This window comes from uncultured Exiguobacterium sp. (assembly GCF_964277885.1).
Taxonomy (GTDB): Bacteria; Bacillota; Bacilli; order Exiguobacteriales; family Exiguobacteriaceae; genus Exiguobacterium_A.
Window position 1 is genome coordinate 1,792,470 of the sequence record NZ_CAXYJR010000005.1, and the last position, 15,317, is coordinate 1,807,786.

General features: G+C 48.6%; 17 protein-coding genes. 1 reads left to right on the forward strand and 16 read right to left on the reverse strand.

Annotated features, from left to right (window positions below; genetic code table 11):
• Window positions 1–90: 90 nt before the first annotated feature.
• The 12 genes from ymfI to ACHWTJ_RS11285 all read right to left on the reverse strand — a co-directional run bounded on the left by ymfI (window position 91) and on the right by ACHWTJ_RS11285 (window position 12,042).
• Window positions 91–795 carry an elongation factor P 5-aminopentanone reductase gene (ymfI, locus tag ACHWTJ_RS11230; protein ID WP_294742532.1) on the reverse strand — a complete coding sequence of 235 codons (705 nt, stop codon included), beginning with the start codon at window positions 793–795 and terminating at the stop codon, window positions 91–93.
• On the reverse strand, window positions 795–2,066 hold the full coding sequence (yfmH, locus tag ACHWTJ_RS11235; protein ID WP_294742535.1) for an EF-P 5-aminopentanol modification-associated protein YfmH: 1,272 nt from the start codon (window positions 2,064–2,066) through the stop codon (window positions 795–797). The genes ymfI and yfmH overlap by 1 nt, the downstream gene beginning before the upstream one ends.
• A complete protein-coding gene (gene yfmF / locus ACHWTJ_RS11240; RefSeq protein WP_294742538.1) occupies window positions 2,063–3,316 on the reverse strand; it encodes an EF-P 5-aminopentanol modification-associated protein YfmF in 1,254 nt (417 codons plus the stop codon). The genes yfmH and yfmF overlap by 4 nt, the downstream gene beginning before the upstream one ends.
• On the reverse strand, window positions 3,316–3,864 hold the full coding sequence (locus ACHWTJ_RS11245; protein WP_394679729.1) for a cob(I)yrinic acid a,c-diamide adenosyltransferase: 549 nt from the start codon (window positions 3,862–3,864) through the stop codon (window positions 3,316–3,318). Before ACHWTJ_RS11245 ends, yfmF begins: the two co-directional genes overlap by 1 nt.
• A 33-nt stretch (window positions 3,865–3,897) precedes the next feature.
• Window positions 3,898–5,625, reverse strand: a complete 1,728-nt coding sequence (locus ACHWTJ_RS11250; RefSeq protein WP_294747451.1) for an ATP-binding protein — start codon at window positions 5,623–5,625, stop codon at window positions 3,898–3,900.
• A gap of 2 nt (window positions 5,626–5,627) precedes the next feature.
• Window positions 5,628–6,344, reverse strand: coding sequence for a response regulator transcription factor (locus ACHWTJ_RS11255; RefSeq protein WP_023467692.1), 717 nt, complete (start codon window positions 6,342–6,344; stop codon window positions 5,628–5,630).
• A gap of 169 nt (window positions 6,345–6,513) precedes the next feature.
• On the reverse strand, window positions 6,514–7,680 hold the full coding sequence (gene ccsB, locus ACHWTJ_RS11260) for a c-type cytochrome biogenesis protein CcsB (RefSeq protein WP_294742549.1): 1,167 nt from the start codon (window positions 7,678–7,680) through the stop codon (window positions 6,514–6,516).
• Entirely contained in the window at window positions 7,677–9,224 is a 1,548-nt protein-coding gene (locus ACHWTJ_RS11265) for a cytochrome c biogenesis protein ResB (RefSeq protein WP_394679730.1), read from the reverse strand. The genes ccsB and ACHWTJ_RS11265 overlap by 4 nt, the downstream gene beginning before the upstream one ends.
• A gap of 22 nt (window positions 9,225–9,246) precedes the next feature.
• Window positions 9,247–9,837, reverse strand: a complete 591-nt coding sequence (locus tag ACHWTJ_RS11270; RefSeq protein ID WP_294742554.1) for a redoxin domain-containing protein — start codon at window positions 9,835–9,837, stop codon at window positions 9,247–9,249.
• Between the two features lie 126 nt (window positions 9,838–9,963).
• A complete protein-coding gene (locus tag ACHWTJ_RS11275) occupies window positions 9,964–10,725 on the reverse strand; it encodes a pseudouridine synthase (RefSeq protein ID WP_023467688.1) in 762 nt (253 codons plus the stop codon).
• Window positions 10,725–11,297: an SMC-Scp complex subunit ScpB gene (gene scpB, locus ACHWTJ_RS11280; RefSeq protein ID WP_214855249.1), complete on the reverse strand. Its 573-nt coding sequence runs from the start codon at window positions 11,295–11,297 to the stop codon at window positions 10,725–10,727. The genes ACHWTJ_RS11275 and scpB overlap by 1 nt, the downstream gene beginning before the upstream one ends.
• Window positions 11,287–12,042, reverse strand: coding sequence for a segregation/condensation protein A (locus ACHWTJ_RS11285; RefSeq protein ID WP_023467686.1), 756 nt, complete (start codon window positions 12,040–12,042; stop codon window positions 11,287–11,289). The genes scpB and ACHWTJ_RS11285 overlap by 11 nt, the downstream gene beginning before the upstream one ends.
• A gap of 92 nt (window positions 12,043–12,134) precedes the next feature.
• Between ACHWTJ_RS11285 and ACHWTJ_RS11290 the strand changes: the two genes are divergently transcribed.
• Entirely contained in the window at window positions 12,135–12,599 is a 465-nt protein-coding gene (locus ACHWTJ_RS11290; protein ID WP_294751315.1) for a DUF309 domain-containing protein, read from the forward strand.
• Window positions 12,600–12,616: 17 nt separating this feature from the next.
• Here the strand turns inward: ACHWTJ_RS11290 and ACHWTJ_RS11295 are convergent, their stop codons facing one another.
• From ACHWTJ_RS11295 to ACHWTJ_RS11310, 4 genes are all read right to left on the reverse strand, one after another.
• Window positions 12,617–12,964 carry a GNAT family N-acetyltransferase gene (locus ACHWTJ_RS11295; protein ID WP_290755424.1) on the reverse strand — a complete coding sequence of 116 codons (348 nt, stop codon included), beginning with the start codon at window positions 12,962–12,964 and terminating at the stop codon, window positions 12,617–12,619.
• 152 nt (window positions 12,965–13,116) lie between these two features.
• A complete protein-coding gene (locus ACHWTJ_RS11300) occupies window positions 13,117–13,644 on the reverse strand; it encodes a type 1 glutamine amidotransferase domain-containing protein (RefSeq protein ID WP_029341185.1) in 528 nt (175 codons plus the stop codon).
• 96 nt (window positions 13,645–13,740) lie between these two features.
• The gene (locus ACHWTJ_RS11305; RefSeq protein ID WP_023467682.1) at window positions 13,741–14,178 is read right to left on the reverse strand and encodes a peptidylprolyl isomerase; all 438 of its coding nucleotides are present in this window, start codon (window positions 14,176–14,178) and stop codon (window positions 13,741–13,743) included.
• A gap of 103 nt (window positions 14,179–14,281) precedes the next feature.
• On the reverse strand, window positions 14,282–15,286 hold the full coding sequence (locus ACHWTJ_RS11310) for a S66 peptidase family protein (RefSeq protein ID WP_294751312.1): 1,005 nt from the start codon (window positions 15,284–15,286) through the stop codon (window positions 14,282–14,284).
• Between the last annotated feature and the right edge of the window lie 31 nt (window positions 15,287–15,317).

Below are 15,317 nucleotides of genomic sequence, written 5' to 3' on the forward strand. Positions count from 1 at the left end.
CCATCCTCCTCTATTGATACGATTATCCATTCCTCATGTTAAATGATTTTTTGAAAAATGAAAAGCATTCCTGAACTGAAATTCCAATGCTTACATCCACGCACCATCTATTTTAAGGATGGCTCCCGATACATAACTCGATTCGGGTTGCACCAAGTAACGGATCGCAGAAGCCACTTCCTCTGCTTTTCCGAATCGTCCGGCAGGAATTTCAGCAATCGCTTCTACCTTTTCATCCTCAGAAAAAATCGCGTTCATCGGCGTATCGATCCATCCCGGTGTAATCGCATTGATGCGTCCATGCATCGGTCCAAGTTCCTTACTGTATGCTTTGACGAATCCGAGCTGTGCCGCCTTGCAGGTCGAATAGACGACTTCACCCGCAACACCTTGTTCCCCTAACACACTACTGATGACGACGATCGCAAGCTGCGACGTAAACGGTTTCGTCCGTGTCACGGTTTGGCTGATGCGCATCAACGCCTCGACATGGATTTTCCAAAGTTCACTCATTGATGTTGCCGACTGATCGAGCAACAGACCGCTATAACTCGTTCCCGCACAATGGACGAAGGCATCGACGACAGGTAATGCCGCACAAAATGCCTGCAAGTCCTCCTCGTCAGCTAAGTTCGCAGTCAGGATGTGGTGCTCTCCTTGCCACTCCTCTATCATCCGTTCTAAAACCGCTTGCTGTCGATACGTCTGAAGCACCAATTCATGTCCGGCGGCAGCAAGTTGTTTTGCTGCCGCAAGACCAATGGCGCCACTCGCACCGGTGATGAGAATTCGCATCACGCGTACGGTTTGACGATTGAGATCGCCCGGTTTTCAATGGCGAACAACTCGTCGAAACGGGCTTCAATCTCTTCTTTCGTAATTGAAGCAATCAATGTCGGAAGCGTGAACAGATTTGTACCGGCAAGTGCGTGACGCGAGAACTGATTCGCGATGAATTCCGGTGAATTCAAGGCACGGAGGAATTTCCCTTGCATCATGTTCCGCTTGCGCGTGACTTCATCTTCCGTGAAATCTGGTCGTGATTGCAGAAGTGTCTCATATGCTTGGATAAACTTGTCTGGATCCTCTGTCTCCATGCCGAACGTCGCGAAGGCGAACTCTTCCTCACTCGAGTAATCAAAGCTGAACGTATCGTCGATTAGACCATCTTCATACAGTTCCAAATACGTCGATGATGTTTGATCGAATAAGAGGTGCAATAATAATTCACTCGTCAACTCACGACGGACTTGTGCTTCGCCGCGGACAGATTCGTCCTTGTAACCGATCAATACCTTTGGTGTCTTGACGTCGAGTTCGAGTTCGAGACGTGGACGATGCACGCCGTGCGGTTCTTGACCATAATCCCGCTCGATCGCTGGGCGATCCGTATAATCCTTCTTCGCCTGATTCGCCTTGATCAACGCCAGCGTCTCTTCCGGATCGATGTTTCCGACCACGAACAACACCATGTTCGATGGATGATAGAACGTACGATAGCACGTGTATAGGTCATCCGCTGTGATTTGATTGATCGATTCCGGTGTTCCTGCGATATCGATCCGGACCGGATGCGTCGCATACATTGATTCGATCAGACCGAAGAACAAGCGCCATCCCGGATTATCTTGATACATCTGGATTTCTTGCGTGATGATCCCCTTCTCTTTTTCAACGCTTTCCGGCGTGAAGTAAGGATCCTGTACGAAATCGATCAACGTCTCAAGGTTTTGTTCGATCAATGATGTCGCTGAGAACAAGTACGCTGTCCGCGAGAACGAAGTAAAGGCGTTCGCTGAGGCACCAAGACGACCGAACTCTTGGAAGACGTCCCCTTTTTCAGATTCGAACATCTTATGCTCGAGGAAATGGGCGATGCCGTCCGGTACCGTGATCCATTCCTCTCCTTTTTTGAATCGTTGATCAATCGAACCGTAACGCGTCGTAAACGTCGCATACGTCTTTTCATAACCCTTTTTTTGCAACAGGTAGACAGACAACCCGTTATCGAGCTGCTCGTGGTATACCGTTTCGTCTGTATCGTGATAGGTCAGTTGTTCCATCATTCTTCACCTCGCAGTAGATATACGGCATCAAGATCGATTGCCGCTGCTAATCGGACGACGTCTTCACGTGTCGCCGTCTCAATGATATGGATCTCATCTTCAAGTGTCAGTCCACGCATCTTTGAACCATTCAACCAGCCAATCAATTGCCCCGGCTGATCGAGGATTTGACGACGCGCATTGATCAACATCGCCTTCGTCTGCGTCAATTCCTCATCCGTGAACTGCCCTGCTTTCAAGTCAACGAGTTGCTCTAAGATAATTTTCTCGGCACGTTCCGCCTCTTTCGTATCGACTCCGGCATAGACATAAAGCGCACTGTTCAATGCTGCGTAGCGGGAAGCCGCGTAATAGGCGAGACTTTCTTTTTCGCGGACATTCATGAACAGCTTCGAATGTGGGAAGCCACCAAACAGACCGTTGACGATTTGCATCCGGACGGAATCAGCGGATGTCGGATCGACCGCTACCCGGTATCCAAGATGCAGTTTTCCTTGTTTGATCGGTTGCGTTTCACTCGACCGTTTCACACCATTGACTGTTTTTTGAGCAGGGATGTAATGGCTGACTTTTTCCGAATGCGACGGCAAGAAGGACAACGCATCTTCCATTTCGTCTTGCGTCACCTGTCCGACGACGAAAACATCGATTCGATCGTCTTCGATCATCGAACGGTATGTATCACGTAAGGACGATGGAGTGATTCGTTCCAGTTCTTCGAGTGTCCCAAGCGATGGTAACGAAACAGCTTCACCTGGTGCCATCAATTCAAGGAGACGCTGCTGTGCATAGCGCATCTTATCATCGTACAGCGAGCTGATTCGTAAGGCATGCAGTCGTTTTTCTTGTTTGACGAACTGTTCGCGGAAACCGCCTTCCGTCAAGTCTGGATACAAGACCATCTGCTCTAACAACTCGAGTGCTTCTTTTAATAATGAGGGATGATGGACGAGTTCTCCGCGCACGACGTCAAGTTGAAATGAGATGACATGCTCTTCTCCGAACTTCGATGCGTCCGCATAAAGCCCGGCATCATATAATGTCTCAAGCGGCTCACGTAACGCTTTCATCGACGGATAAGCCGCTGTCGATTTTTCCATGATGTATGGTAAGATTGCACGGCTTGTCAGTGTCTTCGCCTCTAGCGGTGCTGAAAACGTGACGAGAATCGTCGTCGTCTTGAATTTATCGGTCGGAACGAGGTGAAAGCTCGTTCCTTCCTTTTTCCATGTGCTGAATGACTGACTCATTACTCTCCATCCTTTCGTTTGAATACATGCGCACTGCGGACGTATTCAATATCTGCTTTTTGTTTAACGGCATTCTCATAGCGGGCTGCTGTAAAGAAGAAATCACTGAGTCGGTTGATGAACGGTAACAAGTGAGCCGCTTGGGGAACGTCGATCATCGAACGTTCGACGCGACGGCAGACCGTCCGCGCCACATGTAGTGTCGCAGCTGCTTCCGTTCCGCCTGGCAGGATGAATTTGTCGAGTGGTGGCGATAATTCCGTCAAACTATCGATCCAACTTTCTAAATCACCCGTCGCTTCCTGACTTAATCGTGACGGGCGCGGTTCGACATACATCAAATCACTGCCACAGTCGAATAACGCATGTTGGATGACTGTTAATTGTTCTCGTACTTCGATCGATGATGCTTTTGTCCGGGCAAGTCCGACGAAGCTATTCAACTCATCGAGTTCTCCCATCAAGCTGATCAATCGATCATTTTTTTTGACTCTGCCACCGACGAGAGATGTTTCTCCTTCATCGCCGGATTTCGTATAAATTTTCATGTTTCATTCACTCCTATAGCGAAAGGAAGCGACTCATAATGTTCGCTTCCTTTGTTTTTTTGGTAATCGGATTCGGAAAGTCGCTCCTTCTCCTAAGCGGCTGTCGACTTCGACCTCTCCGCCGTGAGCACGGACGACGTTCGCGACGATTGCAAGACCAATTCCTGTACCGGTCTTACCACGCGTTCGTGCCTTGTCCGCCTTATAGAAACGATCAAAGACGAAAGGTAGATCTTCTTCCGGAATCCCGTCACCTGAATCAATCACGGATAATGTAATGTTTTCCCTATCTTCGTCAATCTTAATCTTGATTTCGCCGTTCTCCGTATATCGAAGAGCGTTGCCGAGGAGATTCGTCAAGACTTGCTCCATCTGATCCGGATCGGCGTCAAATACGACGTTCGGACCGGAAACCGAGAACGTGACCTGCTTATCGCGCCCCATCTGTTTGAACTTCTTGATGACTCGCCGCGCGAAGGAAACGGCTTCGACGGCTTCTATCCGTAACTCCTGATAACCGGCTTCCATTCGCGCGAGATCGAGGAGATCATTGACAAGACGGGACAGACGTTGCGATTCATCATAGATGATCGATGCGAATTCCTTTGTCGCCTCATCACTTTCGGTCATTCCGTCAACGATTGCTTCCGAATATCCTTGCAGCATGACGAGTGGCGTCCGCAGTTCATGACTGACGTTCGCGACAAAATCAGCACGCATCTTCTCGAGTTGTTGTGCTTCCGTCATATCACGCAGGACGGCGACCGCTCCAATCTGTTCTTCTTGTTCGAGTAACGGACTGACAATGATGATGTAGAAGCGTCCCTCTCGTTCGAAGGAGACGGTCATCTCCGTCTCTTCCCGCATGACTGTCTGGAATAATTCAATCAGCTCGTCTGGAACGGGAGCCCCCGCAAGGAATGCCTCTGCTGGTGGGTTCGTCGCGAGGAGTTCACCTGATTTCGAGAACGTCAACACGCCGTCCGCCATACAGCGCAGAATCGAGGAAAGTAAGTGACGTTCCTTATCGAGATCCGTGACGTATTGATTAAGCTGGCTACTCATCTCGTTAAAGGCAAGCGCTAAGTCACCAATCTCATCCCGCGAACGTTGTGTCAGGCTTTGATCGAATTTTCCTTCACCGGCCTCAACGACGGCTTGACGAATCGTCCGCAGTGGTGCCGTGATCCGTGTCGAGAGGAAGAAGGCAAAGACGGTCGTCCCGATGATTGCTAACAAGACACAGAGCTGAATGATTTGACGTGCGCCTTCATTCGCCTGCTCGATGTTCGTCAATTGTTCGATCAAGTAGATCGTTCCATTGCCGCTATCCGTAATGAGCGGTGCCCGATACGCGAGTGCCGCCTTTCCATCGAACGTCTCATAGTTGCCGATCGCCGTCTCGCCCTCTTCACCGTCAATCGCTTTCCAGTTTTGGCGTTCAAGCTCCTTGATGATCCGGTTCGCCTTCGCTTGTGAGATGTTTGCTTCGACGGAATCGTCCTGGGTCTTCGCGATCAGCGTCGCGCCGTAAATATCGGTGATTTCAACCGCGGTACTCGATCCTTCCTCAATGCCTGAATGCGCCTGAAAGACGGTCTCGACTTGTTGACCGAGCTTTGCGAGATGCCCCCGTTCCTGTTCGATATGAAACGAGTTAAAAAATTCAAGTAACAAGATCGTCAAGGCAATCAAGACGACCGAGACGAGCAACAGGATCGTTCCCCATAGTTTGATGACTACACTTTGCAACCATTTCATCGTCAGGTTGGACTATTCTCGAACTTGTATCCGACACCCCAGACCGTCGTGATCATTTGAGCGGCGTTCGGAGACAAACGATTCAGCTTTTCACGCAGACGTTTGACGTGTGTATCGACCGTCCGCAGATCTCCGAAAAATTCATAGTTCCAGACTTCCTTGAGTAATTGTTCCCGCGAGAACACCTTGTCCGTTTGTTTTGCCAAGAAATACAGGAGTTCGTATTCTTTTGGTGTTAAATTGACTTCTTGTGATTCAACCGTCACGCGGTGCGCGTCGTTGTCGATCGTCAAGTGTGGGAAGACGATAACATCTTTAGTTTTCGCATCCGTGTGGAGGAATTTCGTCGCACTCGCCCGACGAAGGATCGCTTTGACACGCAAGACGACTTCACGTGGACTGAATGGTTTGACGATATAATCATCTGCCCCCATCTCAAACCCATGGACGCGATTCGTCTCTTCACCTTTTGCCGTCAGCATGACGATCGGCGTCGCTTTCGTTTTTCGTAGTTCTTCACAAACTTGCATCCCGTCCATCTTCGGCATCATCAAGTCGAGGAGAATGACATCGTATTCTGTCTCAAGCGCCATTTCAAGCGCCGTCTCTCCATTGTCTGCTTCCTCGATCGTGAAATTTTCCCGTTCCAGATACATCTTCAATAGGCGACGAATTCGTTCCTCATCGTCGACGACTAAAATACGTGCTTCTTCTGACATGCTGTCTCCTCCTATGAACTAAACTCTACTCCTCTATCCTACTACTCTTTTAGTATACTATGAAACGAAAAGAATGGCTTGCACTGGCTGATTTCCCCTAACCGATACTCTTTTGTCAAAGAAACATCAAAAAGCAGCGGACCGTTTCCGGATCCACTGCTTTTTTTCGTTATGCGTACGAGTGTAGTCCCGCTACGACAAGGTTGACGAAAACGAGGTTGAACATGATGACGGCAAAACCACCGACACATAACCATGCTGATTTTTTACCAATCCACCCACGCTGGATGCGCATGTGAAGATAGAACACGTAGAAGAGCATCGTAATGAGTGCCCAAACCTCTTTCGGGTCCCAGCCCCAGTAGCGGCTCCATGCCATTTGTGCCCAAATCATCGCGAAGATCAGACCGCCAAGGATAAAGATTGGAAGACCGATTGCGATTGCGCGGTAACTAATCTCATCCGCCGTTTCTAAATCAATCTTCCGCGCGATTGGTTTTAAACTCTCTGCTACTCGCTTACGGAGAACTACGAAACGAAGCAACACGTATAAAACGACCCCGCCGATGACTGACCATAAGACTGTATTGACCTTATTCGCGTTCAAGAAGTTCGGCAATTCGATGACGGCACCTGAACCCGATAAGACTTTTCCGTTCTCAGGACCTGTCAGAACCGGCATCGTGTACTCATGTGTCATTTTTGCACCGTTCTTCGCGACATACTCGATCGTTGATGCAGAACCTGTTGCTTTGAACAACAGACCGACTAAGATATAGCCAACGACACAAACGAGTGAGAACATGACGATCTCAAGCCACGTTCGTGTTTTCGATTCTTTATTGAAGTCTGTTGCGTGGACCAGATAGAGCAATCCTGTCGCAAAACTGACAGCGAGGATTCCCTCACCGAGTGCTGCCGTCGTAACGTGGATTTTAAGCCAGACACTTTGAAGTGCCGGAATCAAGGGTTGGACCTCATCCGGGAACATCGCCGCATAGGCGATGACGAGCAAGGCAACCGGCATTGCAATTAAGCCAAGGACATTGTTTTTGTAGATGGCATAGACGATCAAGAATCCAAGGACCATCATCATGCCAAAGAATGTCGTGTATTCATATAAGTTCGAGACCGGAACGTGTCCAGCACCCGCCCAACGCGTAAAGAAATATCCTAACTGAGCCAGGAAACCGATGATCGCGAGCGTATAGGCGATCTTACCAGAACGTGTCGGACCTTTTTTGCCACTCGTCGCAACAGCGAAAAAACCTGTACTGACGAGGTAGACGATGAATGACGTTAAGAGCAGATTACTACTCAACTGAAGCATGTTCATTTAGCTTCCCCCTCTTCCCGCAACTTTTGTCGATCTTCAAGTTCTGGTAGACCAACTTCCGTCAGCGCGAGATTGGCTTCTTTTTGAAGCCCTAATGCGTTTTTGTTCGTAAATCCAGCAATCTGGATGCGACCGTTCTTCTCACGTAACCAAAGACGACGGTGCGGCCAGTACATCCCGATCAATAAACCTGCCATGAAGATGATACCACCCGCAAAGAGGAACGGGAGCGTCAAGTCTTTCTTGATTCGGACACCTGAGATGTTTGAGAGTTCCGTACCGGCAAACGCCATCTTGTACTGGTTCTCATCCCCACCGACATTCAGCTTGATACCAATCAAGCTACGCTCCCCTTTTGGGTGCTCCGGTGATTTGATATTAAAGACGAACGCCGGATTGACAGGACGTCCAGAATTGGTCGTCGGCTGTCCATCCTTGACGACGAAATCAGGCAAGAAATCCTTCAATTCGACATCATAGCCGTTTTTCAACTTGTATATCTCTTTTGGTTCACGTAAATCGACCTTGATCGTATCCACGACTTTACCCGTCTTTTGGTTGACGATGCTAAACGACATCGTCTTGAATTCCGGATCTGCCGCGTATTGTTCTTGGAAGACTTGGAAATCATCGAATTCGAATGGACGGTTGACCGCTGTCTCACCTGATTTGATTTCTTCGAGTTTCGGTTTGAAATCACTTGTCTCTCCGACTTTTTTATAGAGCGTCATCTTCGTGTCGTAGTTTTTCGGCACGTTTCCGCCCGCTGCTTCAAGCGATTTCTTGAATTTCGCGTCCACCTTCTCAGGATCATAGAACTCGATGTTGAACGCTTCATTTTTCAAGTAATACTTGTTGTCCGTCGCTTCGATTGGTAATGTCTCTCCTTCACGAAGCCAGAGCAGTTCATCTTCATGCATACCCGGTACGACCCGAAGCATCGCTCCTCCGAAGAATAGTACAAGACCAATATGGTTGATGTAAGGACCCCATCGTCCAAACCGTTGCTTTTCTGCTAAGAGCGCCCCGTCTTGTCGACGGATTTTATAGCCCTTCTTCTCAAGTAACGGTGCAATCGCATCGATTTTTTTGACGTCTCCAGTCGCTTCAGCGCCAAATCGCTGACCATTCATGAAACGGTCCGACTGAATGACCGGTTGCTTCTTCAATGCTCGGTAGAGCGGGAAGAAGCGGTCAATCGATACGATGATGATTGATAAGAGTAACAGTGTGATTAATCCGATATACCACCATGACTCAAACAGGTTGTGGAATCCTAACGTATAGTAGATATCCCCTGCCGTACCGTATTCTTTTTGATAAAACTCTTCCGGTGGTGTTGCCTGTGGAATATACATCTCTTGCGGGAAAATCGTACCGACCCCACTCGCGATGATGATCAAACCGATCAGCCATAACCCGACCTTAACGGACGAGAAGAATGTCCATGCCCGGTCGATCCAAGATGGATTTTTACGTTTCGAACGAAGCTCTGCTTCCTCGTAACGCATGTCCAGTTGTTTGAAATCTTCTTGCTCCTGCATCCTTAAATCCCCCTTCGATGCGTTACTGGTTCGCCTTCTTCACCATCTCTTCCAGCTTCGCTTGATCAATCTCACCTTCGTATTTCTCGACGACCTCACCTTTTTTATTGATGATAAACGTCACAGGTAAGTTATAGATCCCGTAAGCCTTCTCAACAGAACTGTTCGTATCCATGAGGATCGGATAGTCCGTTCCGCCGATATCCTTGATGAAGCTTGAGACACGAACCGGTGTTTCTCCGACATTGACCGCTACGAAATTGACACCTTGATCCTGCATCATCTTATAGTTGTCATTGATCAAAGGCATCTCTTTCTTACATGGTTCACAGAATGTCCCCCAGAAATTGAGTAAAAGTCCTTTTCCTTTGTATTCATCCATCGAGTGCTGTTTCTCACCGTATAAATCGACGAGTGCGAAACCAGGAGCATCATCGCCTGCCATGACACGACCGTTTTTATCACGTGTCGCTTGATCGACGAATTGCATGATGACGACAGCACCGGCGAACAAGACCATCGTCATGATCATCAGACGCCAGAAAGAGCGTTTCTTCTTTTTTTGCTGGGCTGCTGCTAAGCGTTCTTCCGGATTTTGTTTCGTTTTTTTCATATTTTACCGCCTCCACCCATATTGTACTTGAAATCGCTTAAACGTTGACAAAATGTGAAATTCGTTAATCGTTTTGTCACAAAAAAAGAAAACTCAACCCGGAGGATGAGCTTCTCGCTTTACAAATTAACGTTTTTTTGTGTTCTTACGTCTTTTCGTAGGTGGAGCGGCTGGATCCGCTAGCTCACGCAATTGATTGACTTCTTTTTTTGAAAGTTCACGCCACTCGCCAGAAGTAAGACCTGCCAGTGTCAAGAAACCGAACTGTTCACGTTTTAACTTCAAGACTTCTGAACCGAGTGTCTCGACCATTTGACGGACTTGGCGGTTATGCCCCTCGTAGATGACCATCTCAAGGATTGCCGTGTTTTTCTTCTTGTCGATGTCACGCATCTCGACGCGCGCTTTCCCTGTCTTAAAGCCGTCCGGTAAAACGACGCCTTTTTCAAGACCTTTGACGTGGAAATATTCCGGTACACCTTTGATTTTGACGATGTAGCGTTTCGGTACCTTATACTTCGGGTGAAGCAGAAGGTTCGAGAATTCACCGTCATTCGTCATCAAAAGAAGACCGCTCGTATTGTAGTCGAGTCGACCGACTGGGAAGACACGGTGTCCCGGTGGTACGAGATCAACGACCGTCTTACGCCCCTTATCGTCTTCAACCGTCGAGACGACACCTGTTGGTTTATACAGCATGTAATAAACGTGTTCTTCACGCTCAAGCTTCACGCCGTCGACTTCGACTTCAGCACGCGCTCCAACTTTCGTTCCGAGCTCCGTGATGACTTTCCCGTTAACCTTGACGCGGCCTGCTGTAATCAATTCCTCTGCTTTACGCCGTGAAGCGACACCTGCTTGTGCGATGATTTTTTGTAACCGTTCCATTAATTCACTCTCTCCTCTAATGAAGGATCATTCCGGAAGAAGAGATCTCCATCTGATTCGAACGTTTCTTCGAACTCGAGTGGTGGTAACTCCTCAATACTATTCAGACCAAAGTGGTCCAGGAAATGATCCGTCGTCTTATACAATTTCGCGCGACCAACGCCTTTGGCGCGTCCCGCTTCTTCAATCAAACCTTTTGCACTTAACGTATGGATGACGCGTTCCGTCTTGACGCCACGGACGACTTCGATATCAGCACGCGTGACGGGTTGTTTGTACGCGATGATGACGAGTGTCTCCATCGCTGCTCGAGACAAGGAGTCTTCTGCAAGTGATCCCGCATACGCCTGAATATACGGCGACATCTCTTTACGTGTCACCATCTTAAAGACGCCACCTGACTCCACGATTTGCAACACCCGTCGCTCCGCTTCGAACGTCGTCTGAAGAGCCAGTAACTGTTCGCGCGCCGCTGCTTCACTGATCTCTAGCGCTTGACTGAGACCACGTGGGTCAATGCCGTCATCGCCGACGACGAATAACAGGCTTTCAATGATTTGTTCATACGCCAATCTGACTCTCCTCCTTCACCATGCTCCGCAATAGGATGTCATCGGTCATCTGTTCACAATCAATGACCCGTTGCTTGACGAGCTCTAGGACGGCGAGGAAACTGACGACCAGTTCTTCAACTGTCGGTTGCTCCGCAAAAAAGCCGAAGAATGTCGTACGTTCCCGCGTCGCGACGTAACGGGCAACGGACTCCATCTGTTGCTCAAGTGACCGTTCTTCCCGTTTAACCGTCTTCGAGCGACGTACCTTCCAAGCTTCCCGTTGACGCATTTTTTCGTATGCACGCAATAAATCACTTAGGGATAACGTACCATTATACTCTTGTGCGTCCGTATCGAGATAACGCATCAAATCCTCTGGTTGTTTCGAGAACAGCTCAAGACGCGCCTCTTCCTTTTCCTTGAGGACGAGTGCCGCTTCCTTATACGCTTTATACTCGATCAACTGTTGAATCAGACCTTCTCGTGTCGGTTCTTCCTCGAAATCGGGAATCTCATCGTATTCCGTCTGTTCAATCGGCAAGAGTTGTTTGCTTTTCAGTTGCAACAGCGTCGCTGCCATGACAAGATATTCACTAGCAACATCTAGTTCAAGATGTTGCATCGCACGGATATAGGACACATATTGATCCGTCACCATGGAAACGGATATATCATAAATATCGATTTCTAATTTACCAACCAAGTGTAACAGCAAGTCCAGCGGGCCTTCAAACGCATCCATCTTTACACTGTATGATTCCATGATTCTCCCTGCCCATCAACGTTTTTTGCGCCTTAGTATACCATACAACGGATGGGTTCGACTATGTTATATTCAAAGGAAGAGGTGATTCCATGAATCCGATCGAGCGATTCGTATTTGAATTCAACATCCGGCACGATTACTTCGAGTGCCATGAAATCTTAGAGGAAGTCTGGCAAGAAGGACAGCGCCAGGATGAGGCGCTTGTCGGTCTGATCCAACTGGCCGTCGCCCGCTATCACCATCGGCGCGGCAATGCGCATGGCGCACAGCGGACATATGTGAAAGCATTTGATAAGATCGAACGTCACCGAGCTACGCTGATTGCGTCCGGAATCGACGTCTCTCGTTTGCTCGATCATCGTCATCATTTTATGGATCCGGTTTATCGACACATCCCGTTATCTGTCTTCCCGGATGTCATCCGGACCATCGCGCTTGAAGCGACAGCACCTGATCTCGACTATGTGACGCATAAGCATCGCTTGCGTGATCGCACGGATGTCGTTCTTGCGCGACAGGAAGCGCTACAAAACCGAAGAGACCGGTCCATCTGAGCCATGGACCGGTCTTTTTATTGGTTTTTCCATTTGTCGACGAGGCGTTGCGTCTCTTCGGTCGCACCCGTAATATCCGTTCGAAGGAGCTTGACTGCTTCATCGAGTAGGAGATACGACATCCGTTCTCCACGGAAAGACGGTGATAAGGCGATATGTTTCAATTCAGCATGGCCATCCATTAATTGAAACCCGATGACACCGACGAAATCCTCATCTTGTTTGTACAAATACAAGCGTTGGTCTTCTTCCTGTTCATAGGCTTGAACCGTTTCAAGCAAATACTTCGGATCCTTCACTTCGCACGAAAAGGCGATCAGCCCCATCGCGGTCCGTTCATTCAACTTCTTATATTTTACTAGCATGTGATTCTACACCTTCCTAATTTCAACAACTCTCAGGAGCATGAACGACTGAGACTCATTCATTCTACACCTTCTCACACAGAATTACTGCATTTTTTTCATAATCCATCAAAAAGGCAGGAGACCGTCACGTGACGTCCCCTGCATCTGAATCATGCTTGTTCTTCCATCACTTGGATGAAGGCACGCATGTAGTCCGGTAGATCGGGCGGACGACGACTCGAGACGATATGTCCGTCAACGACGACGGCTTCATCATGCCAAATTGCACCTGCATTCGTCATATCATCCTTGATCCCTGGCGTACTCGTGACGTTAACACCTTTTAAGATGCCAGCAGAGATCAGCACCCAACCAGCGTGGCAGATTTGACCAATCGGTTGCTTGTTCTGGTCAAAATGACGCACCATGTTCAAAACAGAGTCAAAGCGGCGTAACAGATCGGGCGACCAACCACCCGGAACAAGAATCGCATCGTATTCCGATGGATTGATCTCATCAAACGTCTTATTCGATTTGATCGGGACACCATATTTTCCGATGTACGTCTCATCTGCTTTTTCCCCGACGATGTCGACGATTGCGCCCTCTTCACGCAAGCGATGGACTGGATACCATAATTCTAAATCCTCGAAGTCATTGCTGACGACTTGGATGATTCGTTTTCCTTCTAAACGCATGACAAACACTCCTTTTCGAGTTGACTTCCCTTACTGATTGTACCCGGATCTAAAAAAAGAAAACTCCTCTTCGAACGTTCGAAGAGGAGCAAGAACTTACGCTTCGACGCGGATTTCTTTGATGCCAGCGCCTTGCTTCATTTTTTGTGCATGCTCAAGACCTGAAGTCACTTGTCCGAAGACCGTGTGTACGCCGTCGAGATGCGGTTGTGGCTCGTGTACGATGAAGAATTGGCTTGATCCTGTGTTGCGACCAGCGTGTGCCATCGAAAGTGAACCCGCTTTGTGTTTGTGTGGGTATGATGTTGACGTTTCGCAAGGAATCGTTTTTCCTGAACCGCCTGTACCGTTTCCGATTGGGCATCCGCCTTGTGAGACGAAGCCTGGGATGACACGGTGGAAGTTCAATCCATCGTAGAAGTTCGAGTTTGCAAGGTTTTCGAAGTTTTCAGTCGTGATCGGTGCTTCATCGTTGAACAATTCGAATTCGATTTTATTTCCATCTTCTAATAAGATATGACCAGTTTTTTGCATGTTTGACCAACCTTTCGTGCTTTTCAGCAGGAGATTCGTCACGATTCAAGATCGTGATTCCATGGTACAGTGTACCAAATTTCAAGACGTCGTGCAGACCTTTTTACTCGACGGCTGCCTCTAACACATCGAGCGTCACCGAATCCGTTGCTTCGACACGAATCCGCACCCCATTCGCGAGTGTCGCAACAGGATCTGTATGTCCGAAGTCCGCATCAAGAATGATCGGGAAGTCATATCCTCGTGTCGCACGTAAAATGATGTCTTTGAGCGGGAAGTCCGGATCAAAATCGACTTTGCGCGGGAAGCGTCCGACGACGAGTGCCGCAATCTTGTCATACGCACCGATATGCCGTAATTGCGTGAAATACCGGTCAATCGTTTCCGGTGTCTCACTCTCGTCATCCTCAAGCATCAAGACGACACCGTCAAACGATGGCAAGTATGGTGTTCCAGCAAGGAGTAAAAGTGTTCCCGTGTTTCCCGTCAAAATCGGTCCTTCTGCGATACCCGTCTTAACGATCGTGTATCCTGCGTTCACTTGATGTTCTCGTCTTCGGTCGTCCGCGACATCCCAGCGTAAGATCTCGTCCGTCCATTCCTCAGACGCTTCGATTCGACCAATCGGCTCCGTCTGCATGAACGTACGTTTGAACGATTCTTCCGTATACGGATCAAGACCATCGAATTGACCGAACTGCGTCAGGAGCGCGGGTCCGACGAACGTCGTCAATCCTGTCTGCTGATAGATGCCCGCAAAGAGTGCCGTGATATCACTGAAGCCCACAAAGATTTTCGGATTGTTCCGGATCAACTCATAATCAAGTTCGTCGAGCAACTGGTGCGAGTTAAACCCACCAATCGTCGAGATGATCGCCTTAATTGACGGATCTGCGAATGCCATATGTAAATCTTGCAGCCGTTCCCCGATCGTTCCTGCCGTATGACTATGAACAGCCGTTGCGTTCGGCATCAAGACGACCTCAAAGCCCATTTTTTCAAGTGTCGCGATGCCGCGGGCGAGCCGACGCGGTACGTATGCTGCGACAGCAGACGCCGGCGAGACGATGGCAATCTTATCCCCTTTTTGTAAGCGTGGTGGTTTCATGAGAGTCCCCCCTTTTTCATTACAAGTATTT

Coding starts and splice junctions, on each gene's coding strand:
- ymfI (WP_294742532.1), bottom strand. CDS start 795: ATGCGAATTCTCATCACCGGTGCGAGTGGCGCCATTGGTCTTGCGGCA.
- yfmH (WP_294742535.1), bottom strand. CDS start 2,066: ATGATGGAACAACTGACCTATCACGATACAGACGAAACGGTATACCAC.
- yfmF (WP_294742538.1), bottom strand. CDS start 3,316: ATGAGTCAGTCATTCAGCACATGGAAAAAGGAAGGAACGAGCTTTCAC.
- ACHWTJ_RS11245 (WP_394679729.1), bottom strand. CDS start 3,864: ATGAAAATTTATACGAAATCCGGCGATGAAGGAGAAACATCTCTCGTC.
- ACHWTJ_RS11250 (WP_294747451.1), bottom strand. CDS start 5,625: ATGAAATGGTTGCAAAGTGTAGTCATCAAACTATGGGGAACGATCCTG.
- ACHWTJ_RS11255 (WP_023467692.1), bottom strand. CDS start 6,344: ATGTCAGAAGAAGCACGTATTTTAGTCGTCGACGATGAGGAACGAATT.
- ccsB (WP_294742549.1), bottom strand. CDS start 7,680: ATGAACATGCTTCAGTTGAGTAGTAATCTGCTCTTAACGTCATTCATC.
- ACHWTJ_RS11265 (WP_394679730.1), bottom strand. CDS start 9,224: ATGCAGGAGCAAGAAGATTTCAAACAACTGGACATGCGTTACGAGGAA.
- ACHWTJ_RS11270 (WP_294742554.1), bottom strand. CDS start 9,837: ATGAAAAAAACGAAACAAAATCCGGAAGAACGCTTAGCAGCAGCCCAG.
- ACHWTJ_RS11275 (WP_023467688.1), bottom strand. CDS start 10,725: ATGGAACGGTTACAAAAAATCATCGCACAAGCAGGTGTCGCTTCACGG.
- ACHWTJ_RS11285 (WP_023467686.1), bottom strand. CDS start 12,042: ATGGAATCATACAGTGTAAAGATGGATGCGTTTGAAGGCCCGCTGGAC.
- ACHWTJ_RS11290 (WP_294751315.1), top strand. CDS start 12,135: ATGAATCCGATCGAGCGATTCGTATTTGAATTCAACATCCGGCACGAT.
- ACHWTJ_RS11295 (WP_290755424.1), bottom strand. CDS start 12,964: ATGCTAGTAAAATATAAGAAGTTGAATGAACGGACCGCGATGGGGCTG.
- ACHWTJ_RS11300 (WP_029341185.1), bottom strand. CDS start 13,644: ATGCGTTTAGAAGGAAAACGAATCATCCAAGTCGTCAGCAATGACTTC.
- ACHWTJ_RS11305 (WP_023467682.1), bottom strand. CDS start 14,178: ATGCAAAAAACTGGTCATATCTTATTAGAAGATGGAAATAAAATCGAA.
- ACHWTJ_RS11310 (WP_294751312.1), bottom strand. CDS start 15,286: ATGAAACCACCACGCTTACAAAAAGGGGATAAGATTGCCATCGTCTCG.